General features: G+C 60.7%; 18 protein-coding genes and 4 tRNA genes. 13 read left to right on the top strand and 9 right to left on the bottom strand.

All coding sequences use genetic code 11. The features are described from left to right. Positions 1 to 19 precede the first annotated feature (19 nt). From PSH80_RS22800 to thiO, 3 genes are read left to right on the top strand one after another with little or no spacing between them, the layout of a single operon-like run. A complete protein-coding gene (locus PSH80_RS22800) occupies positions 20 to 517 on the top strand; it encodes a PilX N-terminal domain-containing pilus assembly protein (protein WP_057958396.1) in 498 nt (165 codons plus the stop codon). 12 nt (positions 518 to 529) lie between these two features. Then, entirely contained in the window at positions 530 to 928 is a 399-nt protein-coding gene (locus PSH80_RS22795; RefSeq protein ID WP_057958397.1) for a type IV pilin protein, read from the top strand. A 59-nt stretch (positions 929 to 987) separates the two neighbouring features. Then, positions 988 to 2,088, top strand: coding sequence for a glycine oxidase ThiO (gene thiO, locus PSH80_RS22790; RefSeq protein WP_057958398.1), 1,101 nt, complete (start codon positions 988 to 990; stop codon positions 2,086 to 2,088). A gap of 27 nt (positions 2,089 to 2,115) precedes the next feature. Here the strand turns inward: thiO and PSH80_RS22785 are convergent, their stop codons facing one another. Both PSH80_RS22785 and PSH80_RS22780 read right to left on the bottom strand, forming a co-directional pair. Next, complete coding sequence (locus tag PSH80_RS22785; protein ID WP_057958399.1) at positions 2,116 to 2,349, bottom strand: PP0621 family protein; 234 nt, start codon at positions 2,347 to 2,349, stop codon at positions 2,116 to 2,118. A gap of 127 nt (positions 2,350 to 2,476) precedes the next feature. Next, positions 2,477 to 3,502: an outer membrane protein assembly factor BamD gene (locus PSH80_RS22780; protein WP_057441077.1), complete on the bottom strand. Its 1,026-nt coding sequence runs from the start codon at positions 3,500 to 3,502 to the stop codon at positions 2,477 to 2,479. A gap of 149 nt (positions 3,503 to 3,651) precedes the next feature. Between PSH80_RS22780 and rluD the strand changes: the two genes are divergently transcribed. The 7 genes from rluD (at position 3,652) to PSH80_RS22745 (ending at position 8,771) form a co-directional block, all read left to right on the top strand. Then, on the top strand, positions 3,652 to 4,614 hold the full coding sequence (gene rluD / locus PSH80_RS22775) for a 23S rRNA pseudouridine(1911/1915/1917) synthase RluD (RefSeq protein WP_029292014.1): 963 nt from the start codon (positions 3,652 to 3,654) through the stop codon (positions 4,612 to 4,614). Further along, positions 4,611 to 5,336 (top strand): peptidoglycan editing factor PgeF, encoded by a 726-nt coding sequence (pgeF, locus tag PSH80_RS22770; RefSeq protein WP_057958400.1) that lies wholly within the window; start codon positions 4,611 to 4,613, stop codon positions 5,334 to 5,336. The genes rluD and pgeF overlap by 4 nt, the downstream gene beginning before the upstream one ends. 154 nt (positions 5,337 to 5,490) lie before the next feature. Then, positions 5,491 to 8,055: an ATP-dependent chaperone ClpB gene (clpB, locus tag PSH80_RS22765; RefSeq protein ID WP_057441075.1), complete on the top strand. Its 2,565-nt coding sequence runs from the start codon at positions 5,491 to 5,493 to the stop codon at positions 8,053 to 8,055. Positions 8,056 to 8,355: 300 nt separating this feature from the next. Continuing rightward, positions 8,356 to 8,431: transfer RNA gene (locus PSH80_RS22760), tRNA-Asn, on the top strand. A gap of 9 nt (positions 8,432 to 8,440) precedes the next feature. Further along, positions 8,441 to 8,517 (top strand) — tRNA-Pro (locus PSH80_RS22755). 5 nt (positions 8,518 to 8,522) lie between these two features. Further along, positions 8,523 to 8,598: transfer RNA gene (locus tag PSH80_RS22750), tRNA-Lys, on the top strand. A 96-nt stretch (positions 8,599 to 8,694) separates the two neighbouring features. Further along, positions 8,695 to 8,771: transfer RNA gene (locus PSH80_RS22745), tRNA-Pro, on the top strand. Between the two features lie 241 nt (positions 8,772 to 9,012). On the opposite strand, the gene PSH80_RS22740 is transcribed toward PSH80_RS22745, so the two are convergent. From PSH80_RS22740 to PSH80_RS22730, 3 genes are read right to left on the bottom strand one after another with little or no spacing between them, the layout of a single operon-like run. Further along, a complete protein-coding gene (locus PSH80_RS22740; RefSeq protein WP_057441073.1) occupies positions 9,013 to 10,311 on the bottom strand; it encodes an NAD(P)/FAD-dependent oxidoreductase in 1,299 nt (432 codons plus the stop codon). A gap of 60 nt (positions 10,312 to 10,371) precedes the next feature. Beyond that, complete coding sequence (locus tag PSH80_RS22735) at positions 10,372 to 10,545, bottom strand: DUF3094 family protein (protein ID WP_057441071.1); 174 nt, start codon at positions 10,543 to 10,545, stop codon at positions 10,372 to 10,374. Between the two features lie 39 nt (positions 10,546 to 10,584). After that, on the bottom strand, positions 10,585 to 11,214 hold the full coding sequence (locus PSH80_RS22730; protein WP_057441069.1) for a DUF1780 domain-containing protein: 630 nt from the start codon (positions 11,212 to 11,214) through the stop codon (positions 10,585 to 10,587). Between the two features lie 102 nt (positions 11,215 to 11,316). Between PSH80_RS22730 and PSH80_RS22725 the strand changes: the two genes are divergently transcribed. The 3 genes from PSH80_RS22725 (at position 11,317) to PSH80_RS22715 (ending at position 12,749) form a co-directional block, all read left to right on the top strand. Next, a complete protein-coding gene (locus tag PSH80_RS22725) occupies positions 11,317 to 11,784 on the top strand; it encodes a hypothetical protein (protein WP_057441067.1) in 468 nt (155 codons plus the stop codon). Next, a complete protein-coding gene (locus PSH80_RS22720) occupies positions 11,781 to 12,470 on the top strand; it encodes an energy-coupling factor ABC transporter permease (RefSeq protein WP_057958401.1) in 690 nt (229 codons plus the stop codon). The genes PSH80_RS22725 and PSH80_RS22720 overlap by 4 nt, the downstream gene beginning before the upstream one ends. Before the next feature lie 63 nt (positions 12,471 to 12,533). Beyond that, positions 12,534 to 12,749: a hypothetical protein gene (locus tag PSH80_RS22715; RefSeq protein WP_057441062.1), complete on the top strand. Its 216-nt coding sequence runs from the start codon at positions 12,534 to 12,536 to the stop codon at positions 12,747 to 12,749. On the opposite strand, the gene yacG is transcribed toward PSH80_RS22715, so the two are convergent. The 4 genes from yacG to PSH80_RS22695 are packed head-to-tail and all read right to left on the bottom strand — an operon-like array spanning position 12,746 to position 15,667. Continuing rightward, positions 12,746 to 12,949, bottom strand: coding sequence for a DNA gyrase inhibitor YacG (gene yacG, locus PSH80_RS22710; RefSeq protein ID WP_032861907.1), 204 nt, complete (start codon positions 12,947 to 12,949; stop codon positions 12,746 to 12,748). The two genes, PSH80_RS22715 and yacG, sit on opposite strands and share 4 nt — an antisense overlap. Continuing rightward, the gene (gene coaE, locus PSH80_RS22705; RefSeq protein ID WP_057958402.1) at positions 12,946 to 13,569 is read right to left on the bottom strand and encodes a dephospho-CoA kinase; all 624 of its coding nucleotides are present in this window, start codon (positions 13,567 to 13,569) and stop codon (positions 12,946 to 12,948) included. The genes yacG and coaE overlap by 4 nt, the downstream gene beginning before the upstream one ends. Further along, positions 13,566 to 14,438 (bottom strand): A24 family peptidase, encoded by an 873-nt coding sequence (locus PSH80_RS22700; RefSeq protein ID WP_120734166.1) that lies wholly within the window; start codon positions 14,436 to 14,438, stop codon positions 13,566 to 13,568. Before PSH80_RS22700 ends, coaE begins: the two co-directional genes overlap by 4 nt. Positions 14,439 to 14,440: 2 nt before the next feature. Further along, positions 14,441 to 15,667: a type II secretion system F family protein gene (locus PSH80_RS22695; RefSeq protein ID WP_305418381.1), complete on the bottom strand. Its 1,227-nt coding sequence runs from the start codon at positions 15,665 to 15,667 to the stop codon at positions 14,441 to 14,443. Between the last annotated feature and the right edge of the window lie 3 nt (positions 15,668 to 15,670).

The raw sequence follows: 15,670 nt of genomic DNA, 5'->3' as shown, positions 1-15,670 counted from the left end.
GGCCCCTGGGCAGCGCGGCATGGTGCTGTTGATCAGCCTGATATTGCTGCTGTTGTTGACGGTTATCGGCCTGGCTTCGATGCAGGGCGCGACGTCGCAGGAACAGCTCGCCGGCAGCCTCAGGCATCGCAACCAATCGTTCCAGGCGGCCGAAAGCGGGCTCAGGCGCGGTGAGTCGGCTGTACAGGCGCGCGGGTTCGGTTTGCCGGCCTGCCAGTCGCTGGTGACCTGTGCCCCGCCGAACGAGGCGTATGCCATCAGCCAGCCAGGCGTCGACCCAGTCTCGGCTATCACCTGGGTCGGCATGAAAGCGGGTGTGTACGGTATTCAGAACCTCGGCCCCGCTAGCGGGTTGGCACATTTGCCGCCCGACACCCCAGCGACGTTGTATCGGGTTACGGCAGTGGGGATCAGTGGCCAATCGCGCACCGTTCTGGAAAGCGTCTATGCGCGGGTAGCCGCGGATGCTGATGCCAGTGAGCGATTCCGGCGAATTCTATGGCGACAACTCCAGTAGGTAATCATGACGATGAGCGGCAATTGCAAGGGGTTCACTTTGATCGAGTTATTGATCGCGCTGGCGATCATTGCCACCTTGGCGGCGGTGATTTATCCGGGGTACGCCGCCCACGTGAAAAAGGCTTACCGCACAGAAATCGTCGGGCTGCTCACGGAGCAAGCCCAGCATCTGGAGCGCTATTACGTGAGAAATGGCACTTTTATTGATGCCAGCGGCGTCAGCACCGGCAATGATCGCTATAGAATCACGGTGATGCTGAACCCCCAGGATTTCACCCTGACCGCGACGCCTTTTGCTGATGCGATGCGGGGTGATCCTTGTGGTGAGTTCAGTTTGACCAGCACTGGCGCGCGGGCCAATCCCGGCGCCGCACCCGGCACCACGCGTCAGGAGTGCTGGGGGCGATGACGCTGGTGGGCGACGGTGTGCCTGGAGCACTCCTTTCTTTTTATGAGCTGGATCGAACAATGACCAAGCAACAGCAAGTCGTGGTTGTGGGTGGTGGTGTTATCGGGCTGTTGACGGCGTTCAACCTGGCAACCCAGGGGCTGACGGTGGTGGTGCTTGACCGTTCGTCGGTTGGGCAGGAGTCTTCCTGGGCCGGTGGCGGGATTGTTTCGCCGTTATATCCCTGGCGCTACAGCCCGGCCGTCACGGCGCTGGCCCATTGGTCCCAGGATTTTTACCCGCAATTGGCCCAGCGCCTGTTTGCGGCCACCGGCGTGGATCCCGAGGTTCATACCACGGGCCTGTATTGGCTGGACCTCGATGACGAGGCCGACGCCCTGGCCTGGGCTGCGCGGGAAGGCCGGCCCTTGAGCAAGGTGGATGTGTCGTCCGCCCGTGACGCGGTGCCGGTATTGGGCGCGGGGTTCGCCGAGGCTATCTATATGGCAAACGTGGCCAATGTACGCAATCCACGCTTGATCAAGTCCCTGAAGGCGGCGTTGCTGGCATTGCCGGGTGTGACCCTGCATGAGCAGTGCGCGGTACAGGGCTTTATCCAGGAGGGCGGCAGCATTGTCGGGGTCAATACTGCGCAGGGCGAGGTGCGAGGCGACCAGGTAGTGCTCGCTGCCGGTGCCTGGAGTGGTGAGCTGCTCGCCAGCCTGGGGCTGACGCTGCCGGTGGAGCCGGTCAAGGGCCAGATGATTTTGTACAAGTGTGCTTCGGACTTTCTGTCCTGCATGGTCCTGGCGAAGGGGCGCTATGCGATTCCCCGCCGGGACGGACATATCCTGATTGGCAGCACGCTGGAGCATGAAGGTTTCGACAAGACACCGACCGAATCGGCTCTGGACAGCCTCAGAGCCTCGGCTGTGGAACTGATTCCGGCCCTGGCGGATGCCGAGGTGGTGGGGCATTGGGCCGGTTTGCGGCCTGGTTCGCCGGAGGGCATTCCCTATATCGGCAAGGTGCCAGGGTTAGAAGGGCTGTGGCTCAACTGCGGGCATTACCGCAATGGCCTGGTATTGGCGCCTGCGTCTTGCCAGTTGTTTGCTGACTTGCTGCTGGGGCATGAGCCGGTGATCGACCCGGCCCCTTACGCGCCCACTGGTCGGATATAAACCGGGGCGCCTACCGTTCCAGAGGACTCAGCGCTCGATAGACTTCGGACCCTGCTCCAGATGCGCCTGGGTGCAATACCACTCCTGGCGCTGGCTGAGTGCCCGGTCCTGCGGCAGATGCACGCCACAGTGTGCACAGCGAACCATCGGCGCGGCGCCTTGTTCGCCGGGCTGTTGCTGCGTCGAAGCGGGGCGCTTGAACTTGCGCCAGAACCATACCGCAGCAGCAATCAGGGCAATCCAGAACAGTAAACGAACCATGGCAGGCAGCTTCTCAACAGGGAATCCGGCAGTTTAGCCAAGGATGTTAGCGGCGCACAGGGTAATAAAGTCGCGCCATGAAAAAAGGAGCCCCGAGGGGCTCCTTCTTGCGCTGCCAAGACGGGTTTCAGTCAAAGACACCGAACGTCATGTAGCTGAACCACGAGCGATCCTGGTTATTGCCCAGGGCTTCTGGTGCTTCTTCCTCGATCACGTCGCCGTTCTCGTCATGGGGCTTGAGCTCCGACGGAATGGCGTCCTTGGCATCCTGGTACTGCTTGAGGATGTCCTGGTTGGCGCGGGTTTCGCCCGGCGGCAGCGGTGGACGGGACTCGATCATGCCCAGGGTGTACTTGCTCAACCACGAGCGGTTGTCCGCTTCGGCAACCTGCGGCACAAACTGGCCGTCTTGCAGGCTAGGGTGGTCCGGGTAGTTGAGTTTCAGGGTCTCCAGGCTGGTAGCGGCCAGGGTATCGAGGTGCAGGCGCTGGTAAGCCTCGGTCATCACTGCCAGGCCGTCACCCACGGAAGGGGTTTCCTGGAAGTTCTCCACCACATAGCGACCACGGTTGGCGGCGGCGACATAGGCCTGGCGCGTCAAGTAGTAGTGGGCTACGTGGATTTCGTAGGAAGCCAGCAGGTTGCGCAGGTAGATCATGCGCTGCTTGGCGTCCGGCGCGTAGCGGCTGTTGGGGAAGCGGCTGGTCAGCTGGGCGAACTCGTTATAGGAGTCGCGCGCGGCACCTGGGTCACGCTTGGTCATGTCCAGCGGCAGGAAGCGCGCCAGCAGGCCAACGTCCTGGTCAAACGAGGTCAGGCCCTTGAGGTAGTAGGCGTAGTCCACGTTCGGATGCTGCGGGTGCAGGCGGATAAAACGCTCGGCAGCGGACTTGGCAGCTTCCGGCTCGGCGTTCTTGTAGTTCGCATAGATCAGTTCGAGCTGGGCCTGGTCGGCATAGCGGCCAAACGGATAACGCGACTCCAGGGCCTTGAGTTTGGCCGTGGCGCTTGTGTAGCTATTGTTGTCCAGGTCGGCCTGAGCCTGCTGGTACAGCTCGACTTCACTGAGGTTTTCGTCGACGACGTCCTTTGTTGACGAGCAAGCAGCAGTCATGGCGAGGATGGCGATCAGCAGCAGGTGTTTCACTTGCATGGCGGCTTGCGTCCCTATGACGGCCGCTGTCTTGGGCGGGGCCGTCCTGTTATGATGAGCGCCCCGATGAAAGCCTCGGGGCAAAAGACGCCGTATTTAACCACAAGCGCGCAGCCGAAACCAAAGGCTGTGCCACGCCTAGTCTGAGCATGTCCGATAAAATTGAACTTCGCGCAGAGGTGCCGTCCGAATTGGGCGGCCAACGCCTCGATCAAGTCGCCGCACAACTATTCGCTGAGCACTCGCGCTCGCGCCTTTCCGCCTGGATCAAAGACGGCCGCCTGACTGTGGATGGAGCGGTTATCCGCCCGCGAGACATAGTGCATGGCGGTTCGGTTCTTGAGCTGACTGCCGAGCAGGAAGCCCAGGGAGAATGGATCGCCCAGGACATCGAGCTGGATATCGTCTATGAAGACGACGACATCCTGGTGATCAACAAACCCGCAGGCCTGGTGGTTCACCCGGCGGCCGGGCACGCTGATGGCACCTTGCTCAATGCCTTGTTGCACCATGTGCCGGACATCATCAATGTCCCGCGCTGCGGCATCGTCCACCGCCTGGACAAGGACACCACTGGTCTGATGGTCGTGGCCAAGACCATTCAGGCGCAGACGCAGTTGGTCACACAATTGCAGAGCCGCAGTGTCAGCCGCATCTATGAGTGCATCGTGATTGGTGTGGTCGTGGCCGGTGGCAAGATCAACGCGCCTATCGGTCGTCACGGCCAGCAGCGCCAGCGCATGGCGGTGATGGAGGGCGGCAAGCAGGCCGTCAGCCACTACCGCGTGCTGGAGCGTTTCCGTTCCCACACCCATGTGCGGGTCAAGCTGGAAACCGGCCGTACCCACCAGATCCGGGTACATATGGCGCATATCAACTTCCCGTTGGTCGGCGATCCGGCCTACGGTGGTCGCTTCCGTATTCCGCCGGCCGCCAGTGTGACCATGGTCGAGTCGCTGAAGTCGTTCCCGCGCCAGGCGCTGCATGCACGCTTCCTGGAGCTGGATCATCCGACGAGCGGTGAGCGGATGAGCTGGGAATCGCCTCTGCCCGACGATTTTGTCTGGTTGCTGTCGTTGCTCAAGCAGGACCGCGAGGCCTTTGTCGGATGAATGACTGGCTGATTCCTGACTGGCCTGCGCCGGCCGGGGTCAAAGCCTGCGTCACCACCCGTGCGGGCGGCGTCAGTCTGGCGCCGTTCGACAGCCTCAACTTAGGCGATCATGTCGAGGACAGCCCTGAAGCTGTGCTTGAAAATCGCCGTCGTCTCACCGCCGCATTTGCTATCCAGCCCGCCTGGTTGCGCCAGGTGCATGGTGTGGTCGTGGTCGAGGCCGATCCGGAACGGATTGCCGAGGCCGACGGCAGTTGGACCGGTACGCCCGGCATCGCCTGCACGGCGATGACCGCCGATTGCCTGCCGGCCTTGTTTTGCAATAAGTCCGGAACTCGTGTTGCTGCCGCCCATGCCGGTTGGCGTGGCCTGGCGGCGGGTGTGCTGGAAGCGGCCGCCGACAGCCTGGATGCTGCGCCTGCCGACGTACTGGTGTGGTTGGGCCCGGCGATTGGCCCAAAGGCCTTTGAAGTCGGCCCGGAAGTGCGTGAAGCCTTTATGCAGCAACACCCGCAAACCGCGCAGGCTTTCGTTCCCAGCCACAACCCTGGCAAGTTCCTGGCTGATATCTACCAGCTGGCGCGCCTGCGCCTGGCTGCGCGTGGTATCACCGCTGTCTACGGTGGCGGTTTGTGCACCGTGACTGACCCGCGCTTCTTTTCTTACCGGCGCAGCCCGCGTACCGGTCGATTTGCCTCCCTGATCTGGCTCGAACGCTAGACTCTCCTGATCCATATCAAGCATTGCCGGCTTGAATGTTCCAGAATCCCCCCCATCTATAGGGGTATCTGGCAGGTTTCTTCATTCAGGATGCGTTTCTCGCGAGCAAGCTCGCTCGCACATAGCTCCGGCCTGCTCAAAAGGAAGGTGACTAATGCGTATTGATCGTTTAACCAGCAAATTACAATTGGCGTTATCGGATTCCCAATCCCTGGCCGTTGGCCTCGACCATCCGGCCATCGAGCCCGCGCACTTGATGCAGGCACTCCTCGAACAGCAGGGTGGTTCTATCAAGCCCCTGTTGATGCAGGTGGGCTTCGATGTCAACAGCCTGCGCAAGGAGTTGAGCAAAGAGCTCGACCAACTGCCGAAAATCCAGAATCCGACGGGTGACGTGAATATGTCCCAGGATCTGGCGCGCCTGCTTAACCAGGCCGATCGCCTAGCCCAGCAGAAAGGCGACCAGTTCATCTCCAGCGAACTGGTGCTGCTCGCCGCCATGGATGAAAACAGCAAGCTCGGCAAGTTGTTGCTGGGCCAGGGCGTGAGCAAAAAGGCCCTGGAAAATGCCATCAACAACCTGCGCGGCGGCGACGCGGTGAATGACCCCAATCATGAGGAGTCGCGCCAGGCCCTGGACAAATACACCGTCGACCTGACCAAGCGCGCCGAAGACGGCAAGCTGGACCCGGTAATCGGGCGTGACGACGAGATTCGTCGCACCATCCAGGTCCTGCAGCGCCGCACCAAGAACAACCCGGTGCTGATCGGTGAGCCTGGGGTGGGTAAAACCGCCATCGCCGAGGGCCTGGCCCAGCGCATCATTAATGGTGAAGTGCCGGACGGCCTCAAGGGCAAGCGTTTGCTGTCCCTGGACATGGGGGCCTTGATTGCCGGTGCCAAGTTCCGTGGTGAGTTTGAGGAGCGTCTGAAATCCCTGCTTAACGAGCTGTCGAAGCAGGAAGGGCAGATCATTCTGTTTATCGACGAACTGCACACCATGGTCGGCGCCGGTAAAGGTGAAGGCTCGATGGACGCAGGCAACATGCTAAAGCCTGCACTGGCTCGGGGTGAGTTGCATTGCGTGGGGGCTACCACGCTCAACGAGTACCGCCAGTACATTGAAAAGGACGCGGCCCTTGAACGTCGTTTCCAGAAAGTCCTGGTGGAAGAACCGAGCGAAGAAGACACCATCGCGATCCTGCGTGGCCTGAAAGAGCGTTATGAGGTCCACCACCGCGTGGCAATCACTGATGGCGCGATCATTGCGGCGGCCAAATTGAGCCATCGCTATATCACTGATCGTCAGTTGCCGGACAAGGCCATCGACTTGATCGACGAAGCGGCCAGCCGGATTCGCATGGAGATCGACTCCAAGCCTGAAGTACTGGATCGCCTGGAGCGTCGCCTGATTCAACTGAAAGTCGAATCCCAGGCGCTGAAAAAAGAAGACGATGACGCGGCGAAGAAACGCCTGGAAAAACTCCAGGAGGAAATCGGCCGTCTGGAGCGTGAGTATTCGGACCTGGAAGAAATCTGGACCTCGGAAAAAGCCGAAGTACAGGGTTCCGCACAGATCCAGCAGAAGATCGAGCAGTCGCGCCAGGAACTGGAAGCTGCCCGCCGTAAAGGCGACCTGAACCGCATGGCCGAGTTGCAGTACGGGGTGATCCCGGACCTGGAACGCAGCCTGCAAATGGTCGACCAGCATGGCCACAGCGAAAACCAGTTGCTGCGCAGCAAGGTGACCGAGGAAGAAATTGCCGAGGTTGTGTCCAAGTGGACCGGCATTCCTGTGTCGAAAATGCTGGAAGGCGAGCGTGACAAACTGTTGCGTATGGAAAGCCTGTTGCACCAACGCGTGATTGGCCAGGAAGAGGCCGTGGTGGCAGTGTCCAACGCGGTGCGGCGTTCCCGCGCCGGCTTGTCCGACCCGAACCGTCCGAGCGGCTCGTTCATGTTCCTCGGCCCGACCGGTGTGGGTAAGACCGAGCTGTGCAAAGCCCTGGCCGAGTTCCTCTTTGATACAGAAGAGGCGATGGTGCGCATTGATATGTCCGAGTTCATGGAGAAACATTCCGTGGCTCGTTTGATCGGGGCGCCACCAGGCTATGTGGGCTACGAGGAAGGCGGCTACCTGACCGAAGCGGTACGGCGCAAGCCTTACTCGGTAATCCTCCTGGATGAGGTCGAGAAGGCCCACCCGGATGTGTTCAACGTGTTGCTGCAGGTGTTGGAAGATGGCCGGCTGACGGACAGTCACGGACGTACCGTGGACTTCCGTAATACGGTGATCGTGATGACCTCCAACCTGGGCTCGGTACAGATCCAGGAGATGGTCGGTGATCGTGAAGGCCAGCGTGCTGCGGTAATGGATGCGCTGACCAGTCACTTCCGCCCGGAATTTATCAATCGGGTCGATGAGGTCGTGATCTTCGAGCCTTTGGCGCGGGATCAGATCGCCGGTATCACCGAGATCCAACTGGGCCGCCTGCGCAGCCGTCTGGCGGAGCGCGAGCTGATGCTGGAACTGAGCAGCGAGGCCTTGGACAAGTTGATCGCCGTCGGCTACGACCCGGTGTATGGCGCGCGGCCGTTGAAGCGTGCGATCCAGCGCTGGATCGAGAACCCGCTGGCCCAACTGATCCTGTCGGGCAGCTTTATCCCGGGGACCAGCGTCAAGGCCACCGTGGAAAACGACGAAATCGTCTTCCACTAAGCCCGAATTGGGTGGTTATGAGCAGAGGCCCCGCATTGCGGGGCCTTTTTTTTCGATAGGGCGTTGAACTGTAAGGCAAAGGCTTGTAAAGTGCGCCCCGCAGCAACGTCAGCCCACGGGTTTCTTCTCCCCAAGGAGAAATCAGAAAGAAGCGCAAATCATTGTCTTAAAAGCAATTTAAAGGGTTGACAGGGGTTTTTAAGATTGTAGAATAGCGCGCCTCAGAGACACGAACGTAGCGATACGAACAAGTCGAAGAGAAGGTAGCAAGCAGCACCGTAGTACTTTGAAATATGTAGTTCCGTGATAGCTCAGTCGGTAGAGCAAATGACTGTTAATCATTGGGTCCCAGGTTCGAGTCCTGGTCACGGAGCCAATTTCAAACCGGGGTATAGCGCAGTCCGGTAGCGCGCCTGCTTTGGGAGCAGGATGTCAGGAGTTCGAATCCCCTTACCCCGACCATATTTGGGTCGTTAGCTCAGTTGGTAGAGCAGTTGGCTTTTAACCAATTGGTCGTAGGTTCGAATCCCACACGACCCACCATTTTTGAGACCAGTTAACGCTGGAATCGAATCTTAAGATCAGAGGCCAAAAGCCCTGATCGAAGAAGGCGACTTGAAAAGGTCGCCTTTTTTTTACCGGGGTATAGCGCAGTCCGGTAGCGCGCCTGCTTTGGGAGCAGGATGTCAGGAGTTCGAATCCCCTTACCCCGACCATATTAAAAATCCTCGTATCGAAAGATACGGGGATTTTTTTTGCCTGCGCAAAACCTGAAGGTGCATGGTGATCAAAGGTGGGAGCTGTCTCGCCCTGCGAGGCTGCGATGGCGGCGTCACTGCCATGTCGCCTGGCACACCGCTATCGCAGCCTCGCAGGGCGAGACAGCTCCCACAGGGGAGGGCAGGGCGCGCATGCTTATAAAATCGCCTCGCTTGCGCCCCGTCCGGAACCGTATTGTCAGTGAAGTTTGAGCCGCGGCTCGGTGCCCCGTCCGATTTTGCTGCCCAGCATCAACATCATCGTGCGGAAGAACCCGTACAACGCCATCTGGTGCATGCGGTACAGCGACACATAGAACATCCGCGCCAGCCAGCCTTCGAGCATCACACTGCCGGTCAGGTTGCCCATCAAGTTACCCACAGCCGAAAAACGCGACAGCGAGATCAGGGAGCCGTAATCGGTGTACTTGTAGCTGGGCAGCGCCTTGCCGTCGATGCGCAACTTCAGCGATTTAGCCAGCAGCGACGCCTGTTGGTGCGCTGCTTGCGCCCGTGGCGGAACGTTGCGGTCGGTGCCCGGTTGCGGGCAGGCCGCGCAGTCACCGAAGGCGAAGATATTCTCGTCACGGGTAGTCTGCAGGGTTGGCAGCACCTGCAGCTGGTTGATGCGATTGGTCTCCAGGCCGTCGATGTCCTTGAGGAAACCTGGCGCGCGAATCCCCGCCGCCCAGACCTTGAGGCTGGCAGGGATCACCTGGCCACTGCTGGTAATCAGGCTGTCGGCGGTGACTTCACTCACAGCCGAGTTAGTCATCACCGTCACCCCGAGCTTTTCCAGGGTTTTATGCACAGGCCCGCTGATTCGCTCTGGCAGGGCCGGCAATACCCGGGGCCCGGCTTCGATCAGGGTGATGTACATGTTTTCCGGCTTGATCCGGTCCAGGCCATAGGCCGCCAGTTCGTGGGCCGCATTGTGCAGCTCGGCGGCCAGTTCGACGCCGGTGGCGCCAGCGCCAACGATTGCCACGCTGATCTGTTCCACCACATCGGTTTGCCCGGCATGGGCGCGCAGGTAGTGGTTGAGCAATTGCTGGTGGAAACGTTCGGCCTGCTTGCGGGTATCGAGGAACAGGCAGTGCTGCGCCGCGCCTTCGGTACCGAAGTCATTGGTGGTGCTGCCGACGGCAATCACCAGGGTGTCGTAACCCAGCACGCGCGCAGGCACCAGTTCCCGGCCTTCTTCATCGAGGGTCGCGGCCAGCTGGATTTTCTTCTGTTCACGATCGAGCCCGCTCATGCGCCCCAGCTGGAACTCGAAGTGGTTCCATTTTGCCTGGGCAACATAATTGAGTTCGTCTTCAGAGGAGTTCAGCGAGCCGGCGGCCACCTCGTGCAGCAGGGGCTTCCAGATATGGGTCAGGTTGGTATCCACCAGCGTGACACTGGCGGTACCGCGCTTGCCCAGAGTCTTACCCAGGCGGGTAGCCAACTCCAGGCCGCCGGCGCCGCCGCCGACGATAATAATACGATGGGTCATGGGGGTATCTCGCAAGGCTAAAAGAAATCGGTGCAGTTACCCGAGCGAGCGCCAGGCAGCTCATAGCGTCAGGTAACTCAAAAGGCGGCTCAGGACGCCCAGGCCAATCACCACAACCAGTACCACCCCAAGGAGCAGCCACGGCCGGAAAGGCTTGCGCTCAACCTGGTGCTGGGACAGTTGCAGGTACTCTTCGACATGTTGTTGGTCGTCAGGGTTCAGGCGGCTGGTCATAAAGGCCTCGTCAGGGAGACGTTGCAAAAGGGCATCACGTTACAGGCTGATACCCACATCGAACACTATGCTGCGCCCCAGGTTGTTGCGCAAGAAATCCGGTGCGTCGGGATGGGCGAACAGCACCCGCGCAAAGGTCGGGCCGACCAACGACAGCGAGCGCCAGCCCTGGCGCAGGTATTCGGTGGGCGGCGGGAAATGGCTGTTGAGGTCCAGCACTTCGCGCTTGAGGCTGGCGAAGGCGATGATATCCAGCTCTCCCAGGTCCATGCCGCGTTCTTTGTAGTTATGGGCTTTCTTGCGCAGGGTCGGGGCCAGGCGCAGCAGGAATTCATGAGCGGGAATGCGCCTGGGCTTGGCCTCGCGCCGCACCAGTTGGCTCAGGGAAAAAGCGCTGCGCCGACGCACCAGTTCGTCGCGCCACTCGTCATTCAGGCGCCGGCCTTCATCGAGGACAAAAAACACTTCGAAGCTGGCATCGCGAAACAGTACGTCCGGCGGCTCCTGACCGGCGGCATGAAACTCTTCGGCGCGGTACGGCACATTCAGGCCTTGCAGCAGGCGCTGGCAGACCCAACGCTCACGCTCCCATTTGCGGGCATTGGACAGGAACGCGTTGGCTTGTTCGGCCGCTATGGTGAGCAGGCGCAAATAATCTGAGTCATCCATGCTTGCAGCTTAGCGTTCAAATGATGACTGCAGGAAGTCCCGTGTGAAAAGGCTCGGTGTAGACTGGCGGTTCTGTCGACGGTTTTGCACAAGGAGTTCGCGGTGAAGTTTTTGCTTACGGTGTTGCTCAGCCTTTTGCCCCTGTGGGCTCAGGCGGTTGAACTCGGGGAGCGGCTGGCGCCGTGGACCCTGCTCGATCAATTCGACCAGGCCTATACCCTGGATAACCAGGCGCAGGTCTTGCTGGTGGCGCGCAGCATGGATGCCGCCAAGTTGGTGGATGCGGCCTTGCAGGGCCAGCCCAAGGGGTATCTGGAGGCGCGCCATGTGGTGTTTGTCGCCGATATCCAGCGTATGCCGAGGCTGATCGCCAAGCTCTTTGCCGTCCCGGCGATGCAAGCCTACAACTACCGGGTGATGCTTGACCGTGATGCGCGGATCGCTCCGCGTTATCCGGCGCCTGTGGATAAAGTGCTGTGGTTGCAACTCGAAGACGGCAAGCTGGTTGCGCGCCATGAATACGCGACTGCCGCCGAGCTGCGCCAGGCCCTGGAGCAGGTGCAGCCGTGATCAGTGCCGCCGTGCTGGCGCCGCAAACCCTGTGGCTGGGCTGGCTGCTGTATGCGCCGGTAATTGTCTGGGCGATCCTGCGCTCGTCCTGGGTCGAACTGTTTGCCGACCGGCGCCGCCAGCACCTGTTGTTTGGCACGGTGTTGGCGCTGTTCATGCTGTGGCTGGTGCGTCGGGACTTCGATACCGGGGTGTCCTACCACTTTATCGGCATGACCGCCGTGACCCTGCTGCTCGACTGGCCCTTGGCGATTGTCGGTGGGCTGGCGGCACAGTTGGGCCTGGTGCTGCTCGGGCGCCAGGACTTGGCGGCGGTCGGGGTCAATGGCGCGCTGCTGGTCCTGCTACCGGTGTTGGTGACAGAGACGTGCGCGCTGCTGGTGGAACGGGCGCAGCCGCGCAATCCTTTTGTGTATATCTTTTGTTCGGGTTTTTTTGCCGCTGCTCTGTCGGCGTTGTTGTGCCTATTGGCGGGCCTGGGCCTGCTGTGGCTGGACGGCCGCTTCGCCATGCCGGAGTGGATCGAGGATTTTATCGGTTACCTGTGGCTGATCATCTTTCCCGAAGCCTTTATCAACGGCACCGTGATCAGTGCGCTGGTGGTGTTTTGCCCGGAGTGGCTTGAGACGTTCAACCGCACGCGCTACCTCTCGGCGCCCTGGAAAGACGACAATTCGCGCCCTTGATCCAAATCAAGGGTGCCATGCAAAAGTGGTCGCATGCTCTGCGAAACTTCCAGGAGCACGATCATGAGTGTGTACGAGTGGGCACGGCAGGAGTTGCGCAGAAGCCAGGACGCAGCGCAGGAAATCGGTTTTGACCCGGGTCTGAGCCTGCGCGCCTTGCTCAGCGCGGTGGTGCAGCAGAGCAAAGGCGTGCGCAGTGCCGAAGACCTGGCCGACGAGTTGCAATTTCTCGCGGAAAACCTCGACGACCAGCAGGATTACGGTTTTATGCGGCCTTAGTGGGCGCGCGGTGGCAGGTCTTCGGAGAACAATTCGTCTTCGGCGTCCGGGCTGACCGGAATCTTGTGTTCTTCCGCAGCCCAGGCGCCCAGGTCGATCAGTTTGCAGCGATCCGAGCAGAATGGCCGGTTGAGGTTGGTCGCTTTCCATTCCACGGGGGCGCCGCAGGTTGGGCATTCGACGGTCAAGGGTTGGCTCATGTTCGGCCTCCACGCAAAGTAAGGTAAAAGTGGTGCAGTCGCTCGACCTCGGCCTTTAGCCAGGCCAGGTCCTGATCATTGACCAGTACATCGTCGGCTTGGCGCAAACGGTCTTCCCGTGAGGCCTGGGCCTTGAGAATCGCCTGCACCTGTTCTTCGCTGATGCCGTCGCGCAGCAGGGTACGCTGAATCTGCGTTGCTTGCGGCACATCGATCACCAGGATGCGCTGGGTCATGGTGTGCTGGCCCGACTCGATCAACAACGGCGACACCAGGATCGCATAGGGTGAGCGGGCGCGGGCCAGATGGCTACGGATCTCGTCGGCAATCAACGGATGCAGCAGGGCCTCAAGCCACAGGCGTTCTTGCGGCGCCTCGAAAATGCGCTTGCGCAAGGCCGCGCGATCCAGTTGGCCATCGGGCAGCAGGATCTCGCCGCCGAAGTGCTCGGCAATCTTCGCCAGCGCCGGGCGGCCGGGTTCCACCACCCAGCGCGAGGCATGGTCGGCGTCGATAAGGTCCACGCCAAGGTCGATAAAGTGCTGGGCCGCAGCGCTTTTACCGCTGCCGATGCCGCCCGTCAGGCCAAGAATCCAGGGTGTTGCGACAGAAGTGGTCATCTGAAACCGACAGACTGCAAATAGAAGTCGGTTATTTGACCACCCCAGAGCAATGCAATCCAGCCGGCAATCGCCAGATAGGGACCAAAAGGCAAGGGCACTGACGTCTGCGCGTTGCGTATGCGCAAGACAATCACCCCTGCGATCGCCCCCACCAGCGATGCCAGCAACAGCGTCAGCGGCAGGATCTGCCAACCGCCCCAGGCACCGAGCAGGGCCAGCAGCTTGAAGTCGCCATAGCCCATGCCGTCCTTGCCGGTGCACAACTTGAACAGCCAGAACACCGACCACAGGCTCAGGTAACCGGCAACCGCGCCCAGCAGGGCATCGGGCAGGGTCGTGTACAACTCGAAATAATTGAGGATCAACCCCAGCCACAGCAGTGGCAGCACCAGCACATCCGGCAGCAGTTGGTGATCGGCGTCGATCAGGCTCATGGCTAGCAAGCCCCAGCTCAAGAACAGCACGCCAGCGGCTGGCCAGCCGAAGCCGTAATGCCAGGCAATAAATGCCGAAAGCAGCCCGCACGCCAGTTCGGTCAGCGGGTAGCGTGGGCTGATGGAACCGTGGCACTGCGCGCAGCGCCCCCGCAGCAGCAAGTAGCTGAGCACCGGGATGTTTTGCCACGGGCGAATCGGCTGTGAGCAGTGCGGGCAGCAGGAGTTGGGGTGCAACAGGTTATAGGTCGGGCCGCCGGGTTCCGGGGGCAGGCCGAGTATTTCATGGGCCTGGGCGCGCCAGTCGCGCTCGAGCATTTTTGGCAGGCGCCAGACCAGCACGTTGAGGAAGCTGCCGACGATCAGCCCCAGCACCAGTGAAGCCCAGACGAACAGCCAGGGATGGAGGGTCAGGAGGAGGTCCAGGGTCATGTTCAAAACGCCGTGCCGAGCTGGAAGATCGGCAGGTACATGGCGATCACCAGCGCCCCGACAATGCTGCCGAGCACCACCATGATCAGCGGTTCCATCAGGCTGGTCAGGTTGTCCACCAGGTTGTCGACGTCCGTTTCATAATGGTCGGCGACCTTCTCCAGCATGCTGTCCAGTGCGCCCGATTCTTCGCCGATGGCTGTCATCTGGATCGCCATGCCAGGGAACAGGCCGCTGGCGGTCATGGTTCGATTCAATTGCATTCCTATTGCTACGTCCTGGCGCATACGCGTGACTGCTTGTTTGAAGTGTTCGTTGCCGGCGGCTCCCGCCACTGAATCCAACGCCTGTGCCAGCGGTACGCCGGCGGCAAAGGTGGTGGCGAGGGTGCGAGCGTAGCGGGCGACAGCGGTTTTTTTCAGCAGTGTGCCTGCCAATGGCACTTTCAACAAACCGGCGTCCAGCCACAGGCGAAAACCACTGTGTCGACGATAGCTGCGACGTATGCCCCAAGTAGTCGCCGCCACGGCCAGCAACAGCATCCACCACGCGCTTTGCATGAATTCGGACAGCACAATAACCAGCAGGGTAAAGCGCGGCAGCGGCGTGTCGATGCCGGCGAACAGGCTTTCGAACTGGGGCACGACGTGGATCAGCAAGATACTGCTGACCAGGGTGGCCACGAGCAGGACCACCAGTGGATAGGTCATGGCTTTCTTGATCCGGGCCTTGAGGCGTTGGCTTTTTTCCAGGTGGGTGGCGACCCGCTCCAGCAGGGTTTCCAGGGTGCCGGCCTGTTCGCCGGCCGCGATCAGGCTGCAATACAGGGCGTTGAAGCACTGCGGTTGTTTCAATAGCGCGCCGGTCAGGCTGTTGCCGGCGGCAATCTCCTGCTTCAATCCCTGGACCATTGTGCGCATGGCCCGGTTTTCAAAGCCTTCGCCGATCATGTCGAAGGCTTGCAGCAGGGGGATTCCCGCCTTCAGCAGGGTCGCCAGTTGGCGGGTGAACAGCGCAACATCGGCTGGGGTGATGGGGTTGCGCAGGCCAGACAGGAGGCTGGAGCGCATCTGGACCCGAACCGGATTGATCCCTTGTCGGCGCAATTGGGCCTTGATCACGGCCGGGCTATGCCCTCGGGTTTCGCCGGACACCTTGCGGCCATTGCGCAGGGTGCCTTCCCAGGCGTAGGTGGCGGTGGGGGCCGGGTTTACGGTGACATCATTCATGGG

This window comes from Pseudomonas sp. FP818, from assembly GCF_030687335.1.
GTDB lineage: Bacteria > Pseudomonadota > Gammaproteobacteria > Pseudomonadales > Pseudomonadaceae > Aquipseudomonas > Aquipseudomonas shahriarae.
The sequence above is the reverse complement of the archived record's forward strand: the minus strand, read 5'-3'. Positions and strand labels throughout refer to the sequence as shown.

Bases quoted from the DNA above. Each gene is read 5' to 3' on its own strand.
- PSH80_RS22800 (WP_057958396.1), top strand. From the start codon at position 20: ATGGTGCTGTTGATCAGCCTGATATTGCTGCTGTTGTTGACGGTTATC.
- PSH80_RS22795 (WP_057958397.1), top strand. From the start codon at position 530: ATGAGCGGCAATTGCAAGGGGTTCACTTTGATCGAGTTATTGATCGCG.
- thiO (WP_057958398.1), top strand. From the start codon at position 988: ATGACCAAGCAACAGCAAGTCGTGGTTGTGGGTGGTGGTGTTATCGGG.
- PSH80_RS22785 (WP_057958399.1), bottom strand. From the start codon at position 2,349: ATGGTTCGTTTACTGTTCTGGATTGCCCTGATTGCTGCTGCGGTATGG.
- PSH80_RS22780 (WP_057441077.1), bottom strand. From the start codon at position 3,502: ATGCAAGTGAAACACCTGCTGCTGATCGCCATCCTCGCCATGACTGCT.
- rluD (WP_029292014.1), top strand. From the start codon at position 3,652: ATGTCCGATAAAATTGAACTTCGCGCAGAGGTGCCGTCCGAATTGGGC.
- pgeF (WP_057958400.1), top strand. From the start codon at position 4,611: ATGAATGACTGGCTGATTCCTGACTGGCCTGCGCCGGCCGGGGTCAAA.
- clpB (WP_057441075.1), top strand. From the start codon at position 5,491: ATGCGTATTGATCGTTTAACCAGCAAATTACAATTGGCGTTATCGGAT.
- PSH80_RS22740 (WP_057441073.1), bottom strand. From the start codon at position 10,311: ATGACCCATCGTATTATTATCGTCGGCGGCGGCGCCGGCGGCCTGGAG.
- PSH80_RS22735 (WP_057441071.1), bottom strand. From the start codon at position 10,545: ATGACCAGCCGCCTGAACCCTGACGACCAACAACATGTCGAAGAGTAC.
- PSH80_RS22730 (WP_057441069.1), bottom strand. From the start codon at position 11,214: ATGGATGACTCAGATTATTTGCGCCTGCTCACCATAGCGGCCGAACAA.
- PSH80_RS22715 (WP_057441062.1), top strand. From the start codon at position 12,534: ATGAGTGTGTACGAGTGGGCACGGCAGGAGTTGCGCAGAAGCCAGGAC.
- yacG (WP_032861907.1), bottom strand. From the start codon at position 12,949: ATGAGCCAACCCTTGACCGTCGAATGCCCAACCTGCGGCGCCCCCGTG.
- coaE (WP_057958402.1), bottom strand. From the start codon at position 13,569: ATGACCACTTCTGTCGCAACACCCTGGATTCTTGGCCTGACGGGCGGC.
- PSH80_RS22700 (WP_120734166.1), bottom strand. From the start codon at position 14,438: ATGACCCTGGACCTCCTCCTGACCCTCCATCCCTGGCTGTTCGTCTGG.
- PSH80_RS22695 (WP_305418381.1), bottom strand. From the start codon at position 15,667: ATGAATGATGTCACCGTAAACCCGGCCCCCACCGCCACCTACGCCTGG.